Origin of the sequence: Xanthomonas sp. NCPPB 1325 (genome assembly GCF_041477645.2) — a bacterium.
Taxonomy (GTDB): domain Bacteria; phylum Pseudomonadota; class Gammaproteobacteria; order Xanthomonadales; family Xanthomonadaceae; genus Xanthomonas; species Xanthomonas cannabis.
Window position 1 is genome coordinate 1,625,262 of sequence record NZ_CM192985.1, and the last position, 19,131, is coordinate 1,644,392.

The 19,131-nt window shown below is 66.8% G+C and carries 13 protein-coding genes; 10 read left to right on the forward strand and 3 right to left on the reverse strand.

The window, feature by feature from the left end:
• Window positions 1-8: 8 nt before the first annotated feature.
• Complete coding sequence (locus ACCQ10_RS06760) at window positions 9-2,699, reverse strand: TonB-dependent receptor (protein ID WP_355608081.1); 2,691 nt, start codon at window positions 2,697-2,699, stop codon at window positions 9-11.
• A gap of 366 nt (window positions 2,700-3,065) precedes the next feature.
• Window positions 3,066-4,451: a helix-turn-helix domain-containing protein gene (locus tag ACCQ10_RS06765; RefSeq protein ID WP_372362579.1), complete on the reverse strand. Its 1,386-nt coding sequence runs from the start codon at window positions 4,449-4,451 to the stop codon at window positions 3,066-3,068.
• Between the two features lie 134 nt (window positions 4,452-4,585).
• Here ACCQ10_RS06765 and ACCQ10_RS06770 point away from each other — a divergent pair, with 134 nt between their 5' ends.
• The 6 genes from ACCQ10_RS06770 to ACCQ10_RS06795 all read left to right on the forward strand — a co-directional run bounded on the left by ACCQ10_RS06770 (window position 4,586) and on the right by ACCQ10_RS06795 (window position 11,405).
• Window positions 4,586-6,091, forward strand: a complete 1,506-nt coding sequence (locus tag ACCQ10_RS06770; protein ID WP_372362580.1) for a CoA-acylating methylmalonate-semialdehyde dehydrogenase — start codon at window positions 4,586-4,588, stop codon at window positions 6,089-6,091.
• 10 nt (window positions 6,092-6,101) lie between these two features.
• Window positions 6,102-7,283 carry an acyl-CoA dehydrogenase family protein gene (locus ACCQ10_RS06775; RefSeq protein ID WP_184374013.1) on the forward strand — a complete coding sequence of 394 codons (1,182 nt, stop codon included), beginning with the start codon at window positions 6,102-6,104 and terminating at the stop codon, window positions 7,281-7,283.
• Complete coding sequence (locus tag ACCQ10_RS06780) at window positions 7,280-8,077, forward strand: enoyl-CoA hydratase (protein WP_372362581.1); 798 nt, start codon at window positions 7,280-7,282, stop codon at window positions 8,075-8,077. Before ACCQ10_RS06775 ends, ACCQ10_RS06780 begins: the two co-directional genes overlap by 4 nt.
• Window positions 8,077-9,255 carry an enoyl-CoA hydratase/isomerase family protein gene (locus ACCQ10_RS06785; RefSeq protein ID WP_372362582.1) on the forward strand — a complete coding sequence of 393 codons (1,179 nt, stop codon included), beginning with the start codon at window positions 8,077-8,079 and terminating at the stop codon, window positions 9,253-9,255. The genes ACCQ10_RS06780 and ACCQ10_RS06785 overlap by 1 nt, the downstream gene beginning before the upstream one ends.
• 133 nt (window positions 9,256-9,388) lie before the next feature.
• Window positions 9,389-10,276: a 3-hydroxyisobutyrate dehydrogenase gene (gene mmsB / locus ACCQ10_RS06790; RefSeq protein WP_372362583.1), complete on the forward strand. Its 888-nt coding sequence runs from the start codon at window positions 9,389-9,391 to the stop codon at window positions 10,274-10,276.
• A gap of 136 nt (window positions 10,277-10,412) precedes the next feature.
• Window positions 10,413-11,405, forward strand: a complete 993-nt coding sequence (locus ACCQ10_RS06795; RefSeq protein ID WP_372362584.1) for a cation diffusion facilitator family transporter — start codon at window positions 10,413-10,415, stop codon at window positions 11,403-11,405.
• A 197-nt stretch (window positions 11,406-11,602) separates the two neighbouring features.
• Here ACCQ10_RS06795 and ACCQ10_RS06800 read toward each other — a convergent pair whose 3' ends face one another.
• Window positions 11,603-13,684, reverse strand: coding sequence for a 3-hydroxyacyl-CoA dehydrogenase NAD-binding domain-containing protein (locus ACCQ10_RS06800; RefSeq protein ID WP_372362585.1), 2,082 nt, complete (start codon window positions 13,682-13,684; stop codon window positions 11,603-11,605).
• Between the two features lie 235 nt (window positions 13,685-13,919).
• Between ACCQ10_RS06800 and rpoE the strand changes: the two genes are divergently transcribed.
• From rpoE to lepA, 4 genes are all read left to right on the forward strand, one after another.
• Window positions 13,920-14,540 carry an RNA polymerase sigma factor RpoE gene (rpoE, locus tag ACCQ10_RS06805; RefSeq protein WP_039406677.1) on the forward strand — a complete coding sequence of 207 codons (621 nt, stop codon included), beginning with the start codon at window positions 13,920-13,922 and terminating at the stop codon, window positions 14,538-14,540.
• On the forward strand, window positions 14,537-15,412 hold the full coding sequence (locus tag ACCQ10_RS06810) for a sigma-E factor negative regulatory protein (RefSeq protein ID WP_372362586.1): 876 nt from the start codon (window positions 14,537-14,539) through the stop codon (window positions 15,410-15,412). Before rpoE ends, ACCQ10_RS06810 begins: the two co-directional genes overlap by 4 nt.
• Before the next feature lie 109 nt (window positions 15,413-15,521).
• Complete coding sequence (locus tag ACCQ10_RS06815) at window positions 15,522-17,108, forward strand: DegQ family serine endoprotease (protein ID WP_104581041.1); 1,587 nt, start codon at window positions 15,522-15,524, stop codon at window positions 17,106-17,108.
• A 191-nt stretch (window positions 17,109-17,299) separates the two neighbouring features.
• Window positions 17,300-19,090 (forward strand): translation elongation factor 4, encoded by a 1,791-nt coding sequence (gene lepA / locus ACCQ10_RS06820; RefSeq protein WP_372363072.1) that lies wholly within the window; start codon window positions 17,300-17,302, stop codon window positions 19,088-19,090.
• Window positions 19,091-19,131: the final 41 nt, after the last annotated feature.

Consider the following 19,131-nt stretch of genomic DNA (forward strand, 5'->3'; position numbering starts at 1 on the left):
GGCTGCGCTTAGAACCGGTAGGTCGCTTCCAGCTGGTAACGGCGGCCGAACACCTGGTAGCCGCCATCGTCCTGGTTGGCCAGACGGTTGGGCTTGTTGTCGGTGTAGGCGCGCAGCGGCTCGTTGGTGAGATTGCCGGCCTGGAAGCGGAAGCCCAGCTGCTTGCTGTACTGCCAGTTCAGGCTCAGATCCACCGTGCCTTCGCTCTGCAGGCGTGCCAAGCGCGCGGCATTCCAGCCGTACACCACGGTGTAGGGGCTGTGGTACTTGTAACCCACACGCGCTTCGAAGGTGCCGTTGCTGTACCACAGGTCGAAGGTGCCGGTCTTGCGTGCCAGGCCGCTGAGCGGCAGCGGGTTGTCTTCGGGCGAGAATTCCTTGAGGTTGGAATCCACCAGCGAGAAGTTGGAGTAGACGCCGAAATTTTCCATGTGCGGGATGAAATAGAACGGCGTCTGGAAGGTGAGTTCGACACCGTTGATATGGCCGCCGCCGCCATTGAAGGGCGCGCTGACCAAGTAATCCAGGCCGTTGATGATTTCACGGTCGGTGCGGTAGCCGATGCTGGAATCCACTTCCTTGCGGTACACCGCCAACGCCGCCAAGGCTTCCTTATGGAAGTACCACTCGTAGGACACGTCGACCTGGGTGGCCTTGAACGGGTCCAGCTGCGGGTTGCCGCCGCTGCCGGTGAGCTGGCCGACGGTGACGCTGGGGTCGTCCAGGCGACGGCCGGTGCGCAGCTCGTCCAGCGGCGGACGCGCGATGACCTTGGCCACCGCAAAGCGCAGGATGCGCTGGTCGTCGATCAGGAAGTTGAGCGTGGCGCTGGGCAGGACGTCGGTGTATTCCTTGCTGTCGGTGCTGGGCTGGATGGTGCTGCCCACCGAATCGAACCCGTCGCTGGTGGTCTTGGTGTTGACCAGGCGCACGCCGACATTGCCGGTGACATCGGTGCCGAACAGTTGCGAGCTGAAGACCGCCTTAGCGAAGGCTTCGCGCACATCTTCCTTGACGTTCCAATGGTCGAGCAGTTGTTCGTCGAGCGTGCCCGGATCGAAACCGCCAAAGCCCACCCGCGCGATCTCGGCCATGTTGCCGCCGGTCAGCGTGGGCACGTTCAAGTCGGGCATGGTGACCGGATAGATCAGGTCCTGGTATGCCGCGATCGGTTGATCGAATCCGGACTGGTTGCCGATGAAGCGGCGGTTCTGTTTTTCGCGTCGTGCCGCGCGCGCACCGAACTCCAGCGAATTGAACGGACCTGCGTCCACCGCGCGGCTGGCGTTGAGCGCCAGCGCGGCGATCTTGTCGCGCAGCGCCTGCGGCTCGGTCTGGCCGTTGATGCCCCACTCGGGCGTGTCCGAGCTGGTGCTGATGGTGGGAGTGACGCTGCGGCGGAAATCGAATGAAACGGTGTCCGGGTTGCTGCCGAAGCGCACGGCCTGCCAGGTGTTGTCGCGCTTGGCCTGCGAGAACGACAGGTCGCTGCCCAGCGTCCACACATCGCCGCTCCACTTGGCGTTCAAACCGCCGGCGGTCAGCGTCTTGACCTCGTTGTAGTGGCTGACCACATGGTCGACCTGCAGGTTGGAATTGGCCAGGGTGCCGGCCACCACGTCGCCATCGACGATGGTGTAGGAGGAGCCCGGCGTGGTGTACGGATTGGCGCCGGTCGAGAAGGTGCTGAAGGCCAGGCCGTTGAACCAGTTCTGCAACTGGTCTTCGTCGATCTCGATGCGCGAATACAGGCCGTCGAACTTGAGTTCGAAGTTGCCCGAGCGCCACTGCACGGTGCCCATCGCACCGGTGCGGGTCTGCTCGGTCAGCTTGAGCTGGTCGGCTGCGCCGAAGGGGGTGGGGTCCACGGTGCCGTCGCCATCCACATCACGCGAGGTGGCGGCATCGGTATAGCCCCAGCTGCCGATCGAGGAGTTGGCGTTTTTCTGCTTCTGATACGTGGCGCCCAGCGCCACCGCCAGGTTGTCGTTGATCTTGTGCACCCAGCTGGCGCCGAGGCGGCTGCCCCACGGGTTGTAGCCGTCCACATCCTTGGCGTGGTCGTAGAACACCGGGCCGGCAGTGCCGACGAAGCCGGGGCCGGTGTAGTCGAGCGGACTGATGGTGGAGATGTCCACTGTGGCGGCCAGGCCGCCGGCGACCAGATCCGCCGACTGGGTCTTGTAGACCTTGACGGTGGAGACGATCTCGGTGGGAAACACTTCCCAGCGCACCGCGCGATTGGGTTCGGAGGAGGCGATCTCGCGGCCGTTGACGGTGCCCATGGTCATGCGCGGGCCCAGGCCGCGCACGGTGGCCAGGCTTTCGTTGCCGCGGTCGCGGGTGCCGTTGACGCCGGGCAGGCGCACCAGCGCTTCGGCCACGGTGACATTGGGCATCTGTCCCATGTTGTCGGCCGAGATCACTTCCATGACGTGATCGGACATCTGCTTGGTCTGCACGGCTTGGTTGAGGCTGGCGCGCTGGCCGATCACGGTGATGTTGTCCAGGGTTACCGGCGCCTGGCCGCTGGCGGCGCTGCTGCTGCCGGTGGCTGGCGGCGCGGCAGGCGCGGTGTCCTGGGCCTGCGCACTGAAGGCGGTGGCCAGAACCAGGGCGATGGTGGTGCAGAGGACGTCGCGGACCGGCGTGCGGCGCAGGCGCCGGCTGGCCGAATGGCCGGTGTGGTGAACAGGCATCGGTTGATCCCTCCCAGGACAAAGTGACCGAATGAGTGGTGGTGGCTGCCGTGGCCCACCGGCGCCGACATGGGTCTGGCGCAGTCGAGCGGGCATGGCGGAGTGGTGCGGTGCGGTGTTACTGGCGCGTTGGTTGCTGTGGCGCTGCGGCGAACGATGTCGCGCTGGCGTCCCCTTGTCCTGCATGTGTCCGCTTCAGGGTAGAAGCGCGAGTCATTCCATTCCAATGAAGCATTTTGCGGCAGCTATCTCAGCTTGGAATGCTGCACTGCAGCGCTAGCGCCTGCTTGGTCACACTTCCGCGGTGGGTGTCGGTTTGGCCAGCCGAAGTTGCCCAGGGTGCCGCCTGGCACCGTGGTCTCGCCGCTACCGTGTGCTGGCGGCGAGCCGGGGCAGTGCTGGGAAGGCGCGCTGCACGCAATCGCTGCGCTCGCAGGTCAGGCAGCCCGGGCCGATCGGCACCGCATCGTCCACCGCGCCCAGATCCCAGCCGCGCGCATACACCAACTGGTCGGCATGGCGCAGGTCGCAGCCCATCGCCAGCGCGAAGGTCTTGCGCGGGCGGCCGTAGCCCGGCGCGCCGCTGCTGACCTGCCGCGCCAGCCAGAAATAGCGGCGTCCATCGGGCATGCGCGCAATCTGGGTCAGGATGCGGTCGGGCTGGTTGAATGCCTCGTACACGATCCATAGCGGGCACGCGCCGCCAACGTGCGAGAAATGAAAGTCGGTGGCCGAGTGGCGCTTGGAGACGTTGCCGGCCCGATCCACCCGCATGAAGAAGATCGGCAGCCCGGCCGCGCCCCGTCGCTGCAGGGTGCTGAGCCGATGGCACACCGCCTCGAAGCCGACTCCGAAGCGGTCCGCCAGCCATTCGATGTCGTAGCGCGAGCGCTGTGCGCTGTGCAGGAACTGGCTGTACGGCATCACCAGCGCGCCGGCGAAATAATTGGACAACCCGATGCGCGAGAGCGCGATGCGCTCGGTATCGGCGAAGCCGGCATCGGCAATGCGCGCGTCCAGCAACGGTGCGCATTCCAGCAATGCCAGCTGCGCGGCCATCTGGAAAGCCTGCTGGCCGGGGCGCAGATGCGCCGGCAGCCACAGCACGCGCGCCTGCGCATCCACGGCGCGCTTGTCGCTCTGCAGGTCGGTGGCCTCCTGCACGAGCAGGCCGTGGCGGTCGGCCAGACGTTGGCGCAGCCGCAGCGGCAGGTTTTCCGGCGTCAGCCCCAGTTCGGCATACAGCGCCTCGGCATGTTCATCCAACTCGGGCAGGTAGTTGTGCGCGCGGTTGAAGTAATCGCGCACCTGTTCGCCGGGCGACAGCGAGGGCAGGGCGGCGTGCTCCACCCCGATCTGCACGTCCAGCGCAGCATTGCGCTCGAGCAGCTGCTGATGGGCGCGATGCAGGTCCAGTAGCGCCTTCGCCACCTGCGGCAGGTTGCCGGTAAGCGCACGCAGCTCGGCCGGCGACAACGTATGGCCCAGGCTGCGCAGCGATTCGTCCAGCGGTTCGACCAGCGCGGCCGGGTCGTCCAGGTCCAGCAGGCCGTCCAGATCGCCCAGCGTGGCCTTGAGCCGCTGCTGGATCGCCAGGGTGAGCGGGCGCTGGTTGCGCTCGATCTGGTTGAGATAGCTCGGCGACAGCCCAAGCCGGCGCGCCAGCTCGGCCTGGGTCAGGCCGTGGCGCTGCCGCAGCCGCTGCAGGCGCAGGCCGAGCTGGTGACGGAACGGAGACTGCGTCTGGGGCATTCGCAAGATTCGCAAAATTGTGCCGCCAGCTTAGCGCGATTAAGCAGATGCTGGCTGGGAATGCGAGTGCGCGCTGCGAACAATGCGAAGCACTGGGCCGTCCGGCCCGATGTCTTCTGCGAGTGAGCCCTGCAATGAGCGAATCCGTCCCCCGCGTGTCCCTGTTGATCGACGGCGAGTTGGTGGTCTCTGCCAGCGACCGTTGGCAGGACGTGGTCAATCCGGCCGACCAGTCGGTGCTGGCGCAGGTGCCGTTCGCCACCGCCGCCGAAGTGGACGCGGCAGTGGCCGCGGCCAGCCGTGCCTTCGTCAGCTGGCGCAAGACGCCGATCGGCACGCGCGCGCGCATCTTTCTGAAGTACCAGCAGCTGATCCGCGAGCACATGCCCGAGCTGGCCGCGCTGCTGAGCGCCGAGCAGGGCAAGACCCTGGCCGATGCCGAAGGCGATGTATTCCGCGGGCTGGAAGTGGTGGAGCACGCCGCGGCGATCGGCAACCTGCAGCTGGGCGAACTGGCCAACAACGTGGCCAATGGCGTGGATACCTACAGCTTGCTGCAGCCGTTGGGCGTGTGCGCGGGCATCACCCCGTTCAACTTCCCGGCGATGATTCCGCTGTGGATGTTCCCGATGGCCATCGCGACCGGCAACACCTTCGTGCTCAAGCCCTCCGAGCAGGACCCGATGGTGACCATGCGGCTGGTGGAACTTGCGCTGGAAGCCGGCATTCCCAAGGGCGTGCTCAACGTCGTGCATGGCGGCGAGGAGGTGGTCAACGCGCTGTGCGATCACCCCGACATCAAGGCGCTGTCGTTCGTCGGCTCCACCAAGGTGGGCACGCACGTCTATCGTCGCGCCTCGCTGGCCGGCAAGCGCGTGCAATGCATGATGGGCGCCAAGAACCACGCCGTGGTGCTGCCGGACGCCAACCAGGAGCAGACCCTCAATGCGATGGTCGGTGCCGCCTTCGGTGCTGCCGGCCAGCGCTGCATGGCGGCGTCCACGCTGGTGCTGGTGGGTGAGGCGCGCGCGTGGATCCCGCAGCTGGTGGCCAAGGCCAAGGGCTTGAAGATCGGCGCCGGCAACGCCCCGGGCACCGAGGTCGGACCGCTGATTTCCTGCGCCGCGCGCGAGCGGGTGGAAGGCTTGATCGCCTCCGGCGTGGAGCAGGGCGCCACGCTGGAACTGGATGGTCGCGCCCCGAGCGTGCCGGGGTTCGAGCAGGGCAACTTTGTCGGCCCGACCATCTTCTCCGGAGTCAAACCCGGCATGCGCATCTACGACGAAGAAATCTTCGGGCCGGTGCTGGTGATTCTGGAAGCCGCCACGCTGGACGAAGCCATCGCCTTGGTCAACGCCAATCCCAACGGCAACGGCACGGCGTTGTTCACCCAATCCGGTGCGGCCGCGCGGCGTTTCCAGGAAGACATCGACGTAGGCCAGGTGGGCATCAACGTGCCGATTCCGGTGCCGGTGCCGCTGTTTTCGTTCACCGGTTCGCGCGCTTCCAAGCTCGGCGACCTGGGCCCGTATGGCAAACAGGTGGTGATGTTCTACACCCAGACCAAGACTGTGACCGCGCGCTGGTTCGACGACGAAACGCTGGGCCACGGCGTCAACACCACCATCTCTCTCAAGTGACCCGATCGCCATGAATGCAGCCATCCAGCTACACCCCAACGCGGCCGATCTGAACGACGAGCAGGAGGCCTTCCGCGCCGCCGCGCGCGACTTCGCCGACAAGGAACTCGCCCCGCATGCCGCGCAGTGGGATGCGGAGGGCCACTTCCCGCGCGAGGCGATCGCCAAGGCCGCCGAACTCGGCTTTTGCGGCCTCTATACCGACGAAGGCGTGGGCGGCCTGGGCATGCGCCGGCTCGATGCGGCAGTGGTGTTCGAGGAACTGGCCACGGTCGATCCGTCCACGTCGGCCTTCATCAGCATCCACAACATGGCCACCTGGCTGATTGCCAGCTACGGCACCGACGCGGTGCGTGCGCAGTGGGGCGAGGCGATGACCAGCGGCGCCAGGCTGGGCTCGTACTGCCTGACCGAACCGGGCAGCGGTTCGGATGCAGCGTCGCTCAAGACGCGTGCGCAGCGCGACGGCGACAGCTACGTGCTCAACGGCAGCAAGGCCTTCATTTCCGGCGCGGGCGCCACCGATGTCCTGGTGGTGATGGCGCGCACCGGCGACGACGGTGCACGTGGCATCAGCGCCTTCGTGGTGCCGGCCGATGCGCCCGGCATCAGCTACGGCCGCAAGGAAGAGAAGATGGGCTGGAACAGCCAGCCCACGCGCGGCATCACCTTCACCGACGTGCGCGTCCCCGCCAGCCATCTGCTGGGCAAGGAAGGCGAGGGCTTCAAGATGGCGATGAAGGCCTTGGACGGTGGCCGCATCAATATCGCCGCCTGCTCGCTGGGGGCCGCGCAGGGCGCATTGGACGCCGCGCGTCGCTACATGGGCGAGCGCCGCCAGTTCGGCAAGAAACTGGCCGATTTCCAGGCGCTGCAGTTCAAGCTGGCCGATATGGCCACGCAACTGGTGGCCGCGCGGCAGATGGTGCACACCGCCGCACGCAAGCTCGATGCCGGCAGCCACGACGCCACGGTGTGGTGCGCGATGGCCAAGCGCTTCGCCACCGATGCCGGCTTTGCCATCTGCGACGAGGCCCTGCAGATCCATGGTGGCTACGGCTATATCCGCGAGTATCCGATCGAGCGCCTGCTGCGCGACAGCCGCGTGCATCGCATCCTGGAAGGCACCAACGAGGTGATGCGCATGATCGTGGCGCGCCATCTGCTCAACGGCGAGGAGGAACTGCGATGAGCGACTGGGAAGTACACGCCCATACCGGCTTGCAGGTGCAGCGCGACGGCCATGTGGTCATCGTCACGCTCAGCAATCCACCGGCCAATACCTGGACCGTGCACAGCCTGGCGGCCTTGCGCGACCTGGTACGCGCACTGGATGCCGACCGCAGCGTGTATGCGCTGGTCATCACCGGCGAAGGCGACAAGTTCTTCAGCGCCGGTGCCGACCTCAAGCAATTTGCCGATGGCGACAAGGCCAATGCGCGTGAAGCTGCGCGCCGCTTCGGCGAAGCCTTCGAAGCCTTGAGCGCGTTTGGTGGCGTCTCGATCGCCGCCATCAACGGCTATGCGATGGGCGGCGGACTGGAATGCGCGCTGGCCTGCGATCTGCGCATCGCCGAACAGCATGCACAGCTCGCCTTGCCCGAAGCCAGCGTCGGCCTGCTGCCATGCGCAGGCGGCACCCAGAACCTGCCGCGTCTGGTGGGCGAGGGCTGGGCCAAGCGCATGATCCTGCTCGGCGAACGCATCGATGCCACCACCGCGCACCGGATTGGATTGGTGGAGGAAGTGGTGGGCAAGGGCGAATCGCGCGCGCTGGCCCTCGCCTGGGCGCAGCGCGCCGGCAAGCAAAGCCCGGCCAGTGTGGCGGCCTGCAAGCGGCTGGTGCAGGCCACCCGCCACGGTACGCATGCTGCCGCACTGATTGCAGAGCGCGAAGCCTTCGTCGACCTGTTCGAGCATGCCGATCAGGCCGAGGGTGTTGCAGCATTCCTGGAAAAACGCGCACCGCAATGGAGCGCGCGGTGATGGTGGAGACCAGCACGGCTGACCAGGCACCGGTACTGTTCGAGCAACGCGAGTGCACCGATGGGCATCGCGTCGGCATTGTGACCTTGAACGCACCCAGGACGCTCAATGGCCTGTCGTTGCAGATGGTGCGTTTGCTCGACACCCAATTGCGTGCGTGGGCCGATGACGCCCGGATTGCCTGCGTCGTGTTGCGCGGCGCGGGCGAGAAGGCGCTGTGCGCCGGCGGCGATCTGCATGGCTTGTACCAGAGCATGCGCGCGCATCGCGACGCGGTACCCGACGCTGTGCTGCGACAGGCAAGGCCGCAGGACAATGCGCATGCCGCGGCATTCTTCGAAGAAGAATATCGGCTGGACTATCGCATCCACACCTATCCCAAGCCGTTGCTGTGCTGGGGCCATGGCATCGTGATGGGCGGCGGCATCGGCCTGATGTCCGGCGCCAGCCATCGCGTGGTCACCGAGCGTTCGCGCTTGGCCATGCCCGAGATCAGTGTGGGTCTATTTCCCGATGTCGGCGGCAGCTGGCTGCTGCGCCGCGTGCCGCAGGGCGCCGGGCTGTTTCTGGCGCTCACCGGCGCGCCGCTCGACGCGAGCGACGCCATCTACGCCGGGCTGGCCGATGTACGCCTGGAGCACGCGCAGTATGCGGCGGTGCTGGATGCCTTGAGCGCACATGCATGGACAGGCCATGCCGACGACGATCGCCATCAACTCAGTGCGTTTCTGCACGGCATCGCCCAACCGATGGAGCCCGGTCCGCTGCAGCTTCATGCGCAGCTGATTGCAGATCTGATGGCTGGCGAATCGCTGGAGCAGGTCGTTGCTGCCATCGTGGCCCTGCAAAGCGAAGATGCCTGGTTGCAGGCCGCGCGCAGCACCCTGGTGGCAGGTGCGCCAGGTTCGGCGCGGCTGGCGTGGGAACTGCATCGTCATCCCGACACCGCGGCACTGGCCGACACGTTTCGCATCGAGTACGTGGTCGCGCTGCATGCCGCCGCGCACGGCGATTTTGCCGAAGGCATCCGCGCGCTGCTGATCGACAAGGACCGCCAGCCGCACTGGCAGCCGGCCACCTTGGGCGAGGCAGACGCGCAGTGGGCTGCCGGTTTTTTCACCGCACCCTGGTCGGCGGCGCAGCATCCGCTGGCAGATCTGCGTGCACGCCAGGCTTAGCCACCGCGTGTGCTGCAGGCCTGCCACCGCGCCTGCCGCAGTCATCGCCTGCGTTGCTCCAGCGCCGCGCGCCATCGCCCTGCCTGCGCGCAACCACCCCGTTTGATAGTTGCTCCCTCCTGGAGATCGCACAATGAGCAAGATCGCCTTTATCGGCCTGGGCAATATGGGCGGCCCGATGGCCGCCAACCTGATCAAGGCCGGGCACCAGTTGCGGGTATTCGATCTGGTGCAAGGCGCACTGGACGCCGCATCCGCCGCCGGCGCCCATGTCGCCGCCTCGGCGCTCGACACCCTGGCAGAGGCCGAGATCGTCATCTCCATGCTGCCCGCCAGCCGGCATGTCGAAGGGCTGTATCTGGGCGAGGGCGGCATCCTGGCGCAGATTCCGGCCGGAGCGCTGGTCATCGACTGCAGCACCATCGCACCGGTGTCCGCACGCAAACTGGCCGACGCTGCGCGCGTGCGCGGGCTGGCGATGCTGGATGCGCCGGTCTCCGGTGGCACCGCCGGCGCCAGCGCCGGAACGCTGACCTTCATCGTTGGTGGCGATGCCGACGTCCTGGAACGCGCGCGTCCGGTGTTGCAGGCCATGGGCAAGAACATCTTCCACGTGGGCGACAACGGCGCCGGCCAGGTGGCCAAGCTCTGCAACAACATGGCCTTGGGCGTGATCATGGCGGCGACCGGCGAGGCGCTGGCGCTCGGCGTCGCACAGGGTCTGGACCCGGCAGTGCTGTCGCAGCTGATGGCGGTCAGTACCGGCCGCAGCTGGGCCACCGAAGTCTGCAATCCGTGGCCAGGCGTGCTGCCCAACGCACCGGCCTCGCGCGGCTATAGCGGCGGCTTCGGCAACGACCTCATGCTCAAGGACCTGGGCCTGGTGGCCGAGTCTGCAGTGCAGGCCGGCGTGTCGATTCCGCTGGGTGAGCTGGCGCGCAACCTGTATGCCATGAACAGCCAGGCCGGCAACGGCGCGCTGGATTTCTCCAGCGTGGTCAAACTGGTGGCCAAGGTGTAGACCGGTGCAACCTCGCAACGCGTGATGCGTGGCGGCTGCATATCGGCAGGTGATGTCATCGCATCACCTGCGGGTGTAATAGTCTCCGCCAGCGCGCGCGCCTAAGGTGCGCGCATTGCATACGGCTAGCGCACCCATGGGACACGACCACAACCACGCCCCCACCGAGATTCGTCACGAAGCACCGTTGTGGTGGGCGCTCGGCCTGACAGCCACGTTCCTGGTGGCCGAAGTCATTGGCGCGTTCGTGTCCAACAGCCTGGCCTTGCTGTCGGATGCCGCGCACATGGCTACCGACACGCTCGGTTTGATGATCGCGTTGCTGGCGGTGCGCCTGAGCCGCCGCCCGGCGGATGCGCGCCGCACCTACGGCTATGTGCGACTCGAGGCCCTGGGTGCCCTGGTCAACGGCGCGCTGCTGTTTGGCGTGGGCGGCTACATCCTGTGGGAGGCCGCGCAACGCTTCCGCGCGCCCCAGGACATTTCCTCCAACGGCATGCTGCTGATCGCCGGGCTGGGCCTGGTGATCAATCTCATCGCGATGAAGTTGCTGCACGCCGGCAGCGGCGAAAGCCTCAACGTCAAGGGCGCCTATCTGGAAGTCTGGAGCGACATGCTCGGCTCGGTGGCGGTGATCATCGGCGCGCTGCTCATCCGCTGGACCGGCTGGCACTGGATCGACCCGGTGCTGGCCGTACTGATCGGCCTGTGGGTGCTGCCACGCACCTGGGTGCTGCTGCGCGAAGCGATCAACGTCCTGCTCGAAGGCGTGCCCAAGGGCATCGACCTGGCCCAGGTCCGCGATGCCCTGACCAGCTACCCCGGCGTCGACGACGTGCACGACCTGCACGTCTGGGCGCTGGCCTCCAGCACCCCGGCACTCACCGCGCACGTGGTGGTGGGCGAATCGACCGACCGCGACCGCCTGCGCGACGCACTCGGCACGCTGCTGCACGACCGCTTCGACATCGCCCACGTCACCTTGCAGGTGGAAAGCGGCGACTGCGGCACCGACCCCTGCGGCTCCCCGGCCAGCGCCCCGCAGCACGGGCATGCTGCGCATGCAGGGCATGACGTCGGACACCAGCATGGGCACTCGCATGGGCATGCTGGTCATCACCACCACTGAGGCATTGCAATACTCGAAGGGGCGGTGCGTGGGCCCTTCCGTAACGCTTGAAGCGTTTCCGGACATCTGTATCGAACTCGCATTGCTGTATGCAGGTGTCGCAGCGGCGTCTCTGCCGATGAGGAGCGCAAACACAAAAAAGCCGCCATGGGCGGCTTTTTTGTGTATCAGACCCTGTCGATCAGATCAGCCCCGCCTCACACCACCGCCTCCCGCAACACCGGCGAGTCCCAGCCCGGGCGCGGTGCGAAGCGTTCGCCGTAGCGTGCATGCAGCGCCTGCAGGCGTTCCAGCAGGGCGTCGGCGCCGACACTGCGGATGTGCTGGATCGGGCCGCCACGGAAGGGGGCGAAGCCGGTGCCGAAGATGACGCCGGCATCGAGCAGGTCCGCGTCGGCCACCACGCCGTCGTGCAGGCACGCCACCGCTTCGTTGAGCAGCGGCAGGATCAGCCGGTCTTCCAGGTCGGCCGGCACCGCATAGCCGCTGGCCACCTCGGGTTTGACCGCGCGCCCGTTTTCCCACTTGTACAGGCCCTGACCGTCCTTCTTGCCGCGCTTGCCTGGCTCTACGGTCGCCAGTGCGGCCGGGATCGGCAGGTGCAGGAACGGCGCCAGCTCCGCGCCGACGCCGGCGGCCACATCCAGACCCACGGTGTCGATCAGTTCTATCGGCCCCATCGGCATGCCGAACTTGACCGCGGTCTTGTCCAGCACCGTGCCGGGAATGCCTTCGGCATAGGCGGTGGCCGCTTCGAGCAGGTAGGGGAACAGCACCCGGTTGACCAGGAACCCCGGCGTGCCGGCCACCGGTACCGGAAACTTGTCCAGCGCCTTGCAGAACGCCGCCAAGCGCGCCACGTTGGCCGGGTCCAGACCGTCGTGCTGCACGATTTCCACCAACGGCATCATGGCCACCGGATTGAAGTAGTGCAGGCCGGCGAACTGCGCCGGGCGCTGGATATGACCACGCAACTCGGTGAGCGGAATCGAAGAGGTATTGGTCGTCAGCAATGCATCGGGCTTGAGCTGTGGCTCGATCGACTGATACAGCTCGCGCTTGGCCTGCGGGTTCTCGATGATCGCCTCGATCACCAGATCGGCTTGCGCCACGCCTGTGCCGGACAGGTCGCCGCGCAGGCGCGCCGCCACCGCCGGCCGCTTGCTTTCGTCCTTGACGCGCTTGGCGAACAGTTCGCCGCCACGGCCCAGGGCCGTATCGATGAAGCGCTGCTCGCGGTCCTGCAGCGTGACCTCGAAGCCCTTGTAGGCCGCCCACGCGGCGATATCGCCGCCCATCACGCCGGCGCCGATCACATGCACATGGCGAATCGGCGGCAGCGCGGCGGCGCCTGTCTCCTTGCCACCGAGTGCCTTCAGGCGTTCGGTGAGGAAGAAGATGCGGATCAGGTTGCGCGCGGCCGGGGTGCTGGCGAGCTTGACCACTGCCTTGCGTTCGGCCGCAAGGCGCGCCTGGATACCGCTGCCACCGGCACGTTCCCAGACATTGATCAAGGCATAGGGCGCCGGGTAATGCTCCTTGCGCGCCTTGCGTGCGACCTGCTTGCGCATCTGCGGCGCCAGCAGCTTGCGGGCGAGCAAGGTATTGGTGGCCCACGCGGTGGCGCGCTGTTTGAGTGGCCGCGTGGTGCCGGCGAGTGCCAGTGCAGCGGCCACATCGACCAGCACGGCAGGCGCCGCGACCTTGTCCACCAGGCCCATCGCACGCGCGGCCTTGGCCGAGACGGTGCGCCCGGTCAGCATCAGGTCCATCGCTGCCGGTGCGCCGATCAGGCGTGGCAAGCGGGCGCTGCCGCCCCAGCCGGGAAAGATGCCGAGCTTGGTTTCCGGCAGGCCGATGCGCGTGCTGGCGTCATCGGAGGCCACGCGGTAGCGACAGGCCAACGCGATCTCGGTACCGCCGCCCATGCAGAAGCCATGGATCGCCGCCACCGTGGGGCAGGGCAGCTCGGCCAGTTTCTGGAAGACCTGCTGGCCGCGATGGATCGCATCGTTGACCGTGCCCTTGCGATCGAATTCCTGGAATTCCTTCAGGTCGGCGCCGGCGATGAATCCATTGGCCTTGCCCGAGCGCAACACCACGCCCTTGGGCGGCTCCAGCGCCAGCCGCTCGACCAGTGCGCCCAGTTCGAGCAGCACCTCCTGCGAAAATGCGTTGACCGGTGCGCCCTGGCGATCAAGGCTGAGCACGACCACGCCGTCCTCGCGCAGGTCGGCCTGCCAATGGCTGAATCGGAGCCCGTCGAAACCTGGAAGCATGCGTCTGGCCGTCCGGCAATAGAAGGAAAGGCCGTTATCATCCAGAGGTTGTTTCCTTCACGTCAAATACCCATCCCTGTCGACCGGACGGCATGCGCCTGGTTCCGGGCATCGCCAGCAGCGCATCGGTGCCGCTACCCTGATGCGTGAAGGTCGTACGGAGCGGTATGAACTTTTCCTTTCAATGGCGGTCTCATTGCCCGACTTCGGTGGGCTGACAGGAGTGCGGCCCGACATGGCCGAAGTCGATACACCTCAGGAGCTGGACCTGGAACTGGTCCGGCGTGTGCAGCGCGGCGAAAGCGCGGCGTTCGATGTGCTGGTGCGCAAATACCAGCATCGGATCGTCGCGTTGATCGGGCGCTACATCGCCGACTGGAGCGAATGCCAGGACGTGGCCCAGGACACCTTTGTGCGCGCGTACCGCGCGATCAACAGTTTCCGCGGCGACTCCCAGTTCTATACGTGGCTGCACCGCATTGCCGTGAACACTGCCAAGAACCATCTGGTGGCGCACAACCGCCGGCCGCCTACCGACGACATCGAGATCAGCGATGCCGAGCAGTTCGACGGGGCGACCCGGTTGCGCGACACCGACACCCCGGAGCGCGAATTGATGCGACAGGAGCTGGAACAAACGGTGATGCGTGCGGTCCAAGCGTTACCGGAAGAACTGCGGTCGGCCATCACCCTGCGCGAGGTGGAAGGGCTGAGTTACGAGGAAATCGCGCGAAAGATGGATTGCCCGATCGGAACGGTGCGCTCGCGCATCTTCCGGGCGCGCGAGGCCATCGACATCGAGCTGCGGCCTCTGCTGGAGACCGAAAGCGCTACCCGTGAGCGACACCGTGTATGAGCCATAACCCCGCCATGTCCACCACCGACAAGTTCGAACTTCACTATCGCCAGCAGCTGTCTGCGCTGGTCGACGGAGAATTGAGCGCAGACGAGTCGCGCTTTCTGTTGCGCCGTCTGGCCCACGACGAAGAGCTGGCCGGCTGCCACGAGCGCTGGCAGCTGTGCGGCGACGTGCTGCGCGGTGCGGCCAGTGCGCCGGCACCGCTGGATTTTGCGGCGCGTGTGCGCACAGCCATTGCCGAAGAACCCGTTCCCCGGCCGCAGCCGGCTGCCCGCCCGGCGGCGCGCTGGCGCTGGGGTGGTGGTGCGGCGATTGCGGCATCGGTTGCGGCCATCGCCCTGTTCATGGCGCGCGAGCGCCTGCCGGAGACGGCGCCGCCGGCATCCCGTGTGCCGGTGTACGCCACCACCGCGCAGCTGCCCGCCGCCGCCACGCCGCCCGCCTTGCCAAAGGCGCCGGCAACCCCGGACCCGGCGGGCCCGGGCGACGGCGGCGCGCTGGTTGCGGCGGTGCCGGCGGCGGCGTTGGCGTCGACCCGGCGCGGCGCTGCCACCCGCAATCAGCAGGTCGCCCGTAGTGCGGCTGCGCGTCAGCAGCAGGCGCCGACCCGCATGGTGGCAGCGGCCCCGGCGGTGCCGGCAGTCGCGGCCCCGGCGGCGTCATCCAATCCGTTTACGCATCCGGACACCACGCTGCAGGCCCGTCCGTGGCCGCGCGCGGCGCTGTCCGGCGCCGGCGACAGCCCCCTCAACGCCAGTTTCAGCCAGAGCCGCCAGGGCCCGGCGTTCTACCCGTTCGAACCTGCGCCGCAGGCGACGGGTCACCCGGCGCCGGACCGGCCCCTGCCGGCACCGCTCCCGCAAGACTGATCCGGCAGCCGCTCTTCATCCTGTCGGCTCGCGTCCTTCCGTTATCTTGCCGGGCCCGCGTCATCGCGCGGGTTCCGGCCCCTGTCGCCCTGCCATCGGAGGCAACTCGATGAACCACCGCATCCGCACCCAGATGTTCGGCCTGATCGCCATGACCTTGCCGCTGGCCGCCTGTGCCCAGCAGACGGCGCCTGCGCCGGCCGCCAAGGCCAGTGCGCCGATCGCCGCCAACCGCAGCACCACGCCGGCGCCGCAACTGGTCGCCGGCCTGCCGGATTTCACCAACTTGGTCGAACAGGTCGGCCCGGGCGTGGTCAATATCGAAACCACCATCACCCGCAAGGACGCGATGGCACGGCAGCAGCGCAGCGGCCCGGGCGGTCGCGGCGGCGGCGCGATGCCCGACGATGAGATGCCGGAGTTCTTCAAGCGGTTCTTCGGCCCGGATTTCCAGATGCCCGGTGGCCCGCGCCAGGGGCCGGGGCAGGGTGGTGGCGATGACGATGGCGGTATCGCCGGCAAGTCGATGGGCTCGGGCTTCATCATTTCTGCCGACGGCTATGTGCTGACCAATCACCACGTGGTCGATGGCGCCAGCGAGGTCACCGTCAAGCTGACCGACCGCCGCGAGTTCAAGGCCAAGGTGGTCGGCAGCGACGAGCAGTTCGACGTGGCGCTGCTCAAGATCGAGGCCAAGGGCCTGCCGACGGTGCGCCTGGGCGATTCCAACACGCTCAAGCCGGGCCAGTGGGTGGTGGCGATCGGCTCGCCATTCGGCCTGGACCACTCGGTCACCGCCGGCATCGTCAGCGCCACCGGGCGCAGCAACCCCTACGCCGATCAGCGCTATGTGCCCTTCATCCAGACCGACGTGGCGATCAACCAGGGCAACTCCGGCGGCCCGTTGCTCAACACCCGCGGCGAGGTGGTCGGCATCAACTCGCAGATCTTCTCCGCCTCTGGCGGCTACATGGGCATTAGCTTTGCGATCCCGATCGACCTGGCCTTCAGCGCCGCCGAGCAGATCAAGGCCACTGGCCGCGTGAGCCGCGGCATGCTGGGCGTGGCGGTCGGCCCGATCGATTCGCTCAAGGCGCAGGGCCTTGGGTTGCCGGATACGCGCGGCGCGCTGGTCAACGACATTCCGGCAGGGAGTCCGGCCGCGAAGGCCGGGATCGAGGTGGGCGATGTGATCCGCTCGGTCAATGGCAAGCCGATCGAGGTCGCCAGCGATCTGCCGCCAATGATCGGCCTGATGGCGCCGGGTACCAAGGTGGCGCTCGATGTGCTGCGTGACGGCAAGCCGCGCCAGGTCACTGTCACCCTGGCCCCGTTGCAGGATGGCAGCGACAGCGCCGCACCGCGCTCCGCCGCCGAGGACGCCAAGCCGGAGGCCCCGGCCAGCGTGGCCTTGCTGGGCCTGCAGGTGGCCGATCTCACCGCCGCCGAACGCAGCCGCCTGGGCCTGGACGCCGGCGAGGGCGTGCGGATTGCCGCAGTCACAGGTGCCGCAGCGCGCAGCACCCAGCCGCCACTGTCGCCGGGCCTGGTCATTGCGCGCGTCGGGCGCACCAAGGTCGGCAGCGTCGCCGAGCTCAATCGCGCGCTGTCCAGCTACAAGAAGGGCGACGTGGTCATGCTGCTGGTCACCGACGGCAAGGCGACGAGCTATGTGGCCTTGAAGGCCGGCGGCTGAGGGAGGCCGGGATTGGTGATGTGGGATTCGGGATTGGCAGCAGCGGGTCCGCACTACGCGGCCCGCCCTGCTTTTGCGATTCCCGAATCCCGATTCCCCAATCCCCGGCCCCAAAGGGGCCGAGCATGCGATAATGCTGCGTTACCCTGACGACGGCTGCGCCGGCGCCCACCTCAATGTCCTCTGATTCAATGCGGAATATCCGCAACTTCTCCATCATTGCCCACGTCGACCATGGTAAATCCACCCTGGCCGACCGGATCATCCAGCTGTGCGGCGGCCTGCAGGCGCGCGAGATGGAGGCCCAGGTGCTCGACTCCAACCCGATCGAGCGCGAACGCGGCATCACCATCAAGGCGCAGTCGGTGTCCTTGCCGTACACGGCAAAGGACGGGCAGACCTACCACCTGAACTTCATCGACACCCCCGGGCATGTGGACTTCTCCTATGAAGTCAGCCGCTCGCTGGCCGCGTGCGAAGGCGCGCTGCTGGTGGTGGATGCCGCGCAGGGCGTGGAAGCGCAGTCGGTGGCCAACTGCTATACCGCGGTGGAGCAGGGGCTGGAGGTGGTGCCGGTGCTCAACAAGATCGACCTGCCCACCGCCGATGTCGACCGCGCCAAGGCCGAGATCGAAGCGGTGATCGGCATCGACGCCGAAGACGCCGTGGCGGTCAGCGCCAAGACCGGCCTGAACATCGATCTGGTGCTGGAAGCGATCGTGCATCGCATCCCGCCGCCCAAGCCGCGCGATACCGACAAGCTGCAGGCGCTGATCATCGATTCCTGGTTCGACAACTACCTGGGCGTGGTCTCGCTGGTGCGCGTGATGCAGGGCGAGATCAAGCCGGGCAGCAAGATTCTGGTGATGTCCACCGGCCGCACCCATCTGGTCGACAAGGTCGGCGTGTTCACGCCCAAGCGCAAGGAACTGGTCGCACTGGGCGCCGGTGAAGTGGGCTGGATCAATGCCTCGATCAAGGACGTGCACGGCGCGCCGGTTGGCGACACCCTGACCCTGGCGGCCGACCCGGCGCCGCATGCGCTGCCCGGTTTCCAGGAAATGCAGCCGCGCGTGTTCGCCGGCCTGTTTCCGGTCGACGCCGAGGATTACCCGGACCTACGCGAAGCGCTGGACAAGCTGCGCCTGAACGATGCGGCGCTGCGCTTCGAGCCGGAAAGCTCCGAGGCGATGGGCTTCGGCTTCCGCTGCGGCTTCCTGGGCATGCTGCACATGGAAATCGTGCAGGAACGCCTGGAGCGCGAGTACAACCTGGACCTGATCAGCACCGCGCCAACCGTGGTGTATGAAGTGCTCAAGACCGATGGCTCGGTCATCAACATGGACAACCCGGCCAAGCTGCCGCAGTTGAACCTGGTGGAGGAAATCCGCGAGCCGATCATCCGCGCCAACGTGCTCACTCCCGAGGAGTACATCGGCAACATCATCAAGCTGTGCGAAGAAAAACGCGGCACCCAGATCGGCATCAATTACCTGGGCAGCCAGGTGCAGATCAGCTACGAGCTGCCGATGGCCGAGGTGGTGCTGGATTTCTTCGACAAGCTCAAGTCGGTCAGCCGTGGCTACGCGTCGCTGGATTACCACTTCGTGCGTTTTGATGCCGGCCCCTTCGTGCGCGTGGACGTGCTGATCAACGGCGACAAGGTCGATGCGTTGTCACTGATCGTGCACCGCAGCCATGCCGACCGGCGCGGCCGCGAGCTGTGCGAAAAGATGAAGGATCTGATTCCGCGGCAGATGTTCGACGTGGCGATCCAGGCCGCCGTCGGCTCGCAGATCATCTCGCGCTCCACCGTCAAGGCGATGCGCAAGAACGTGTTGGCCAAGTGCTATGGTGGCGACGTTTCGCGCAAGAAAAAGCTGCTGGAAAAGCAGAAAGAAGGCAAGAAGCGCATGAAGCAGGTCGGCCGCGTGGAGATTCCGCAGGAGGCCTTCCTGGCTGTCTTGCAGATGGATAAGTAGCTGGGAATGGTGAATCGGGAGTCGGGAATCGTAAGAGCGCG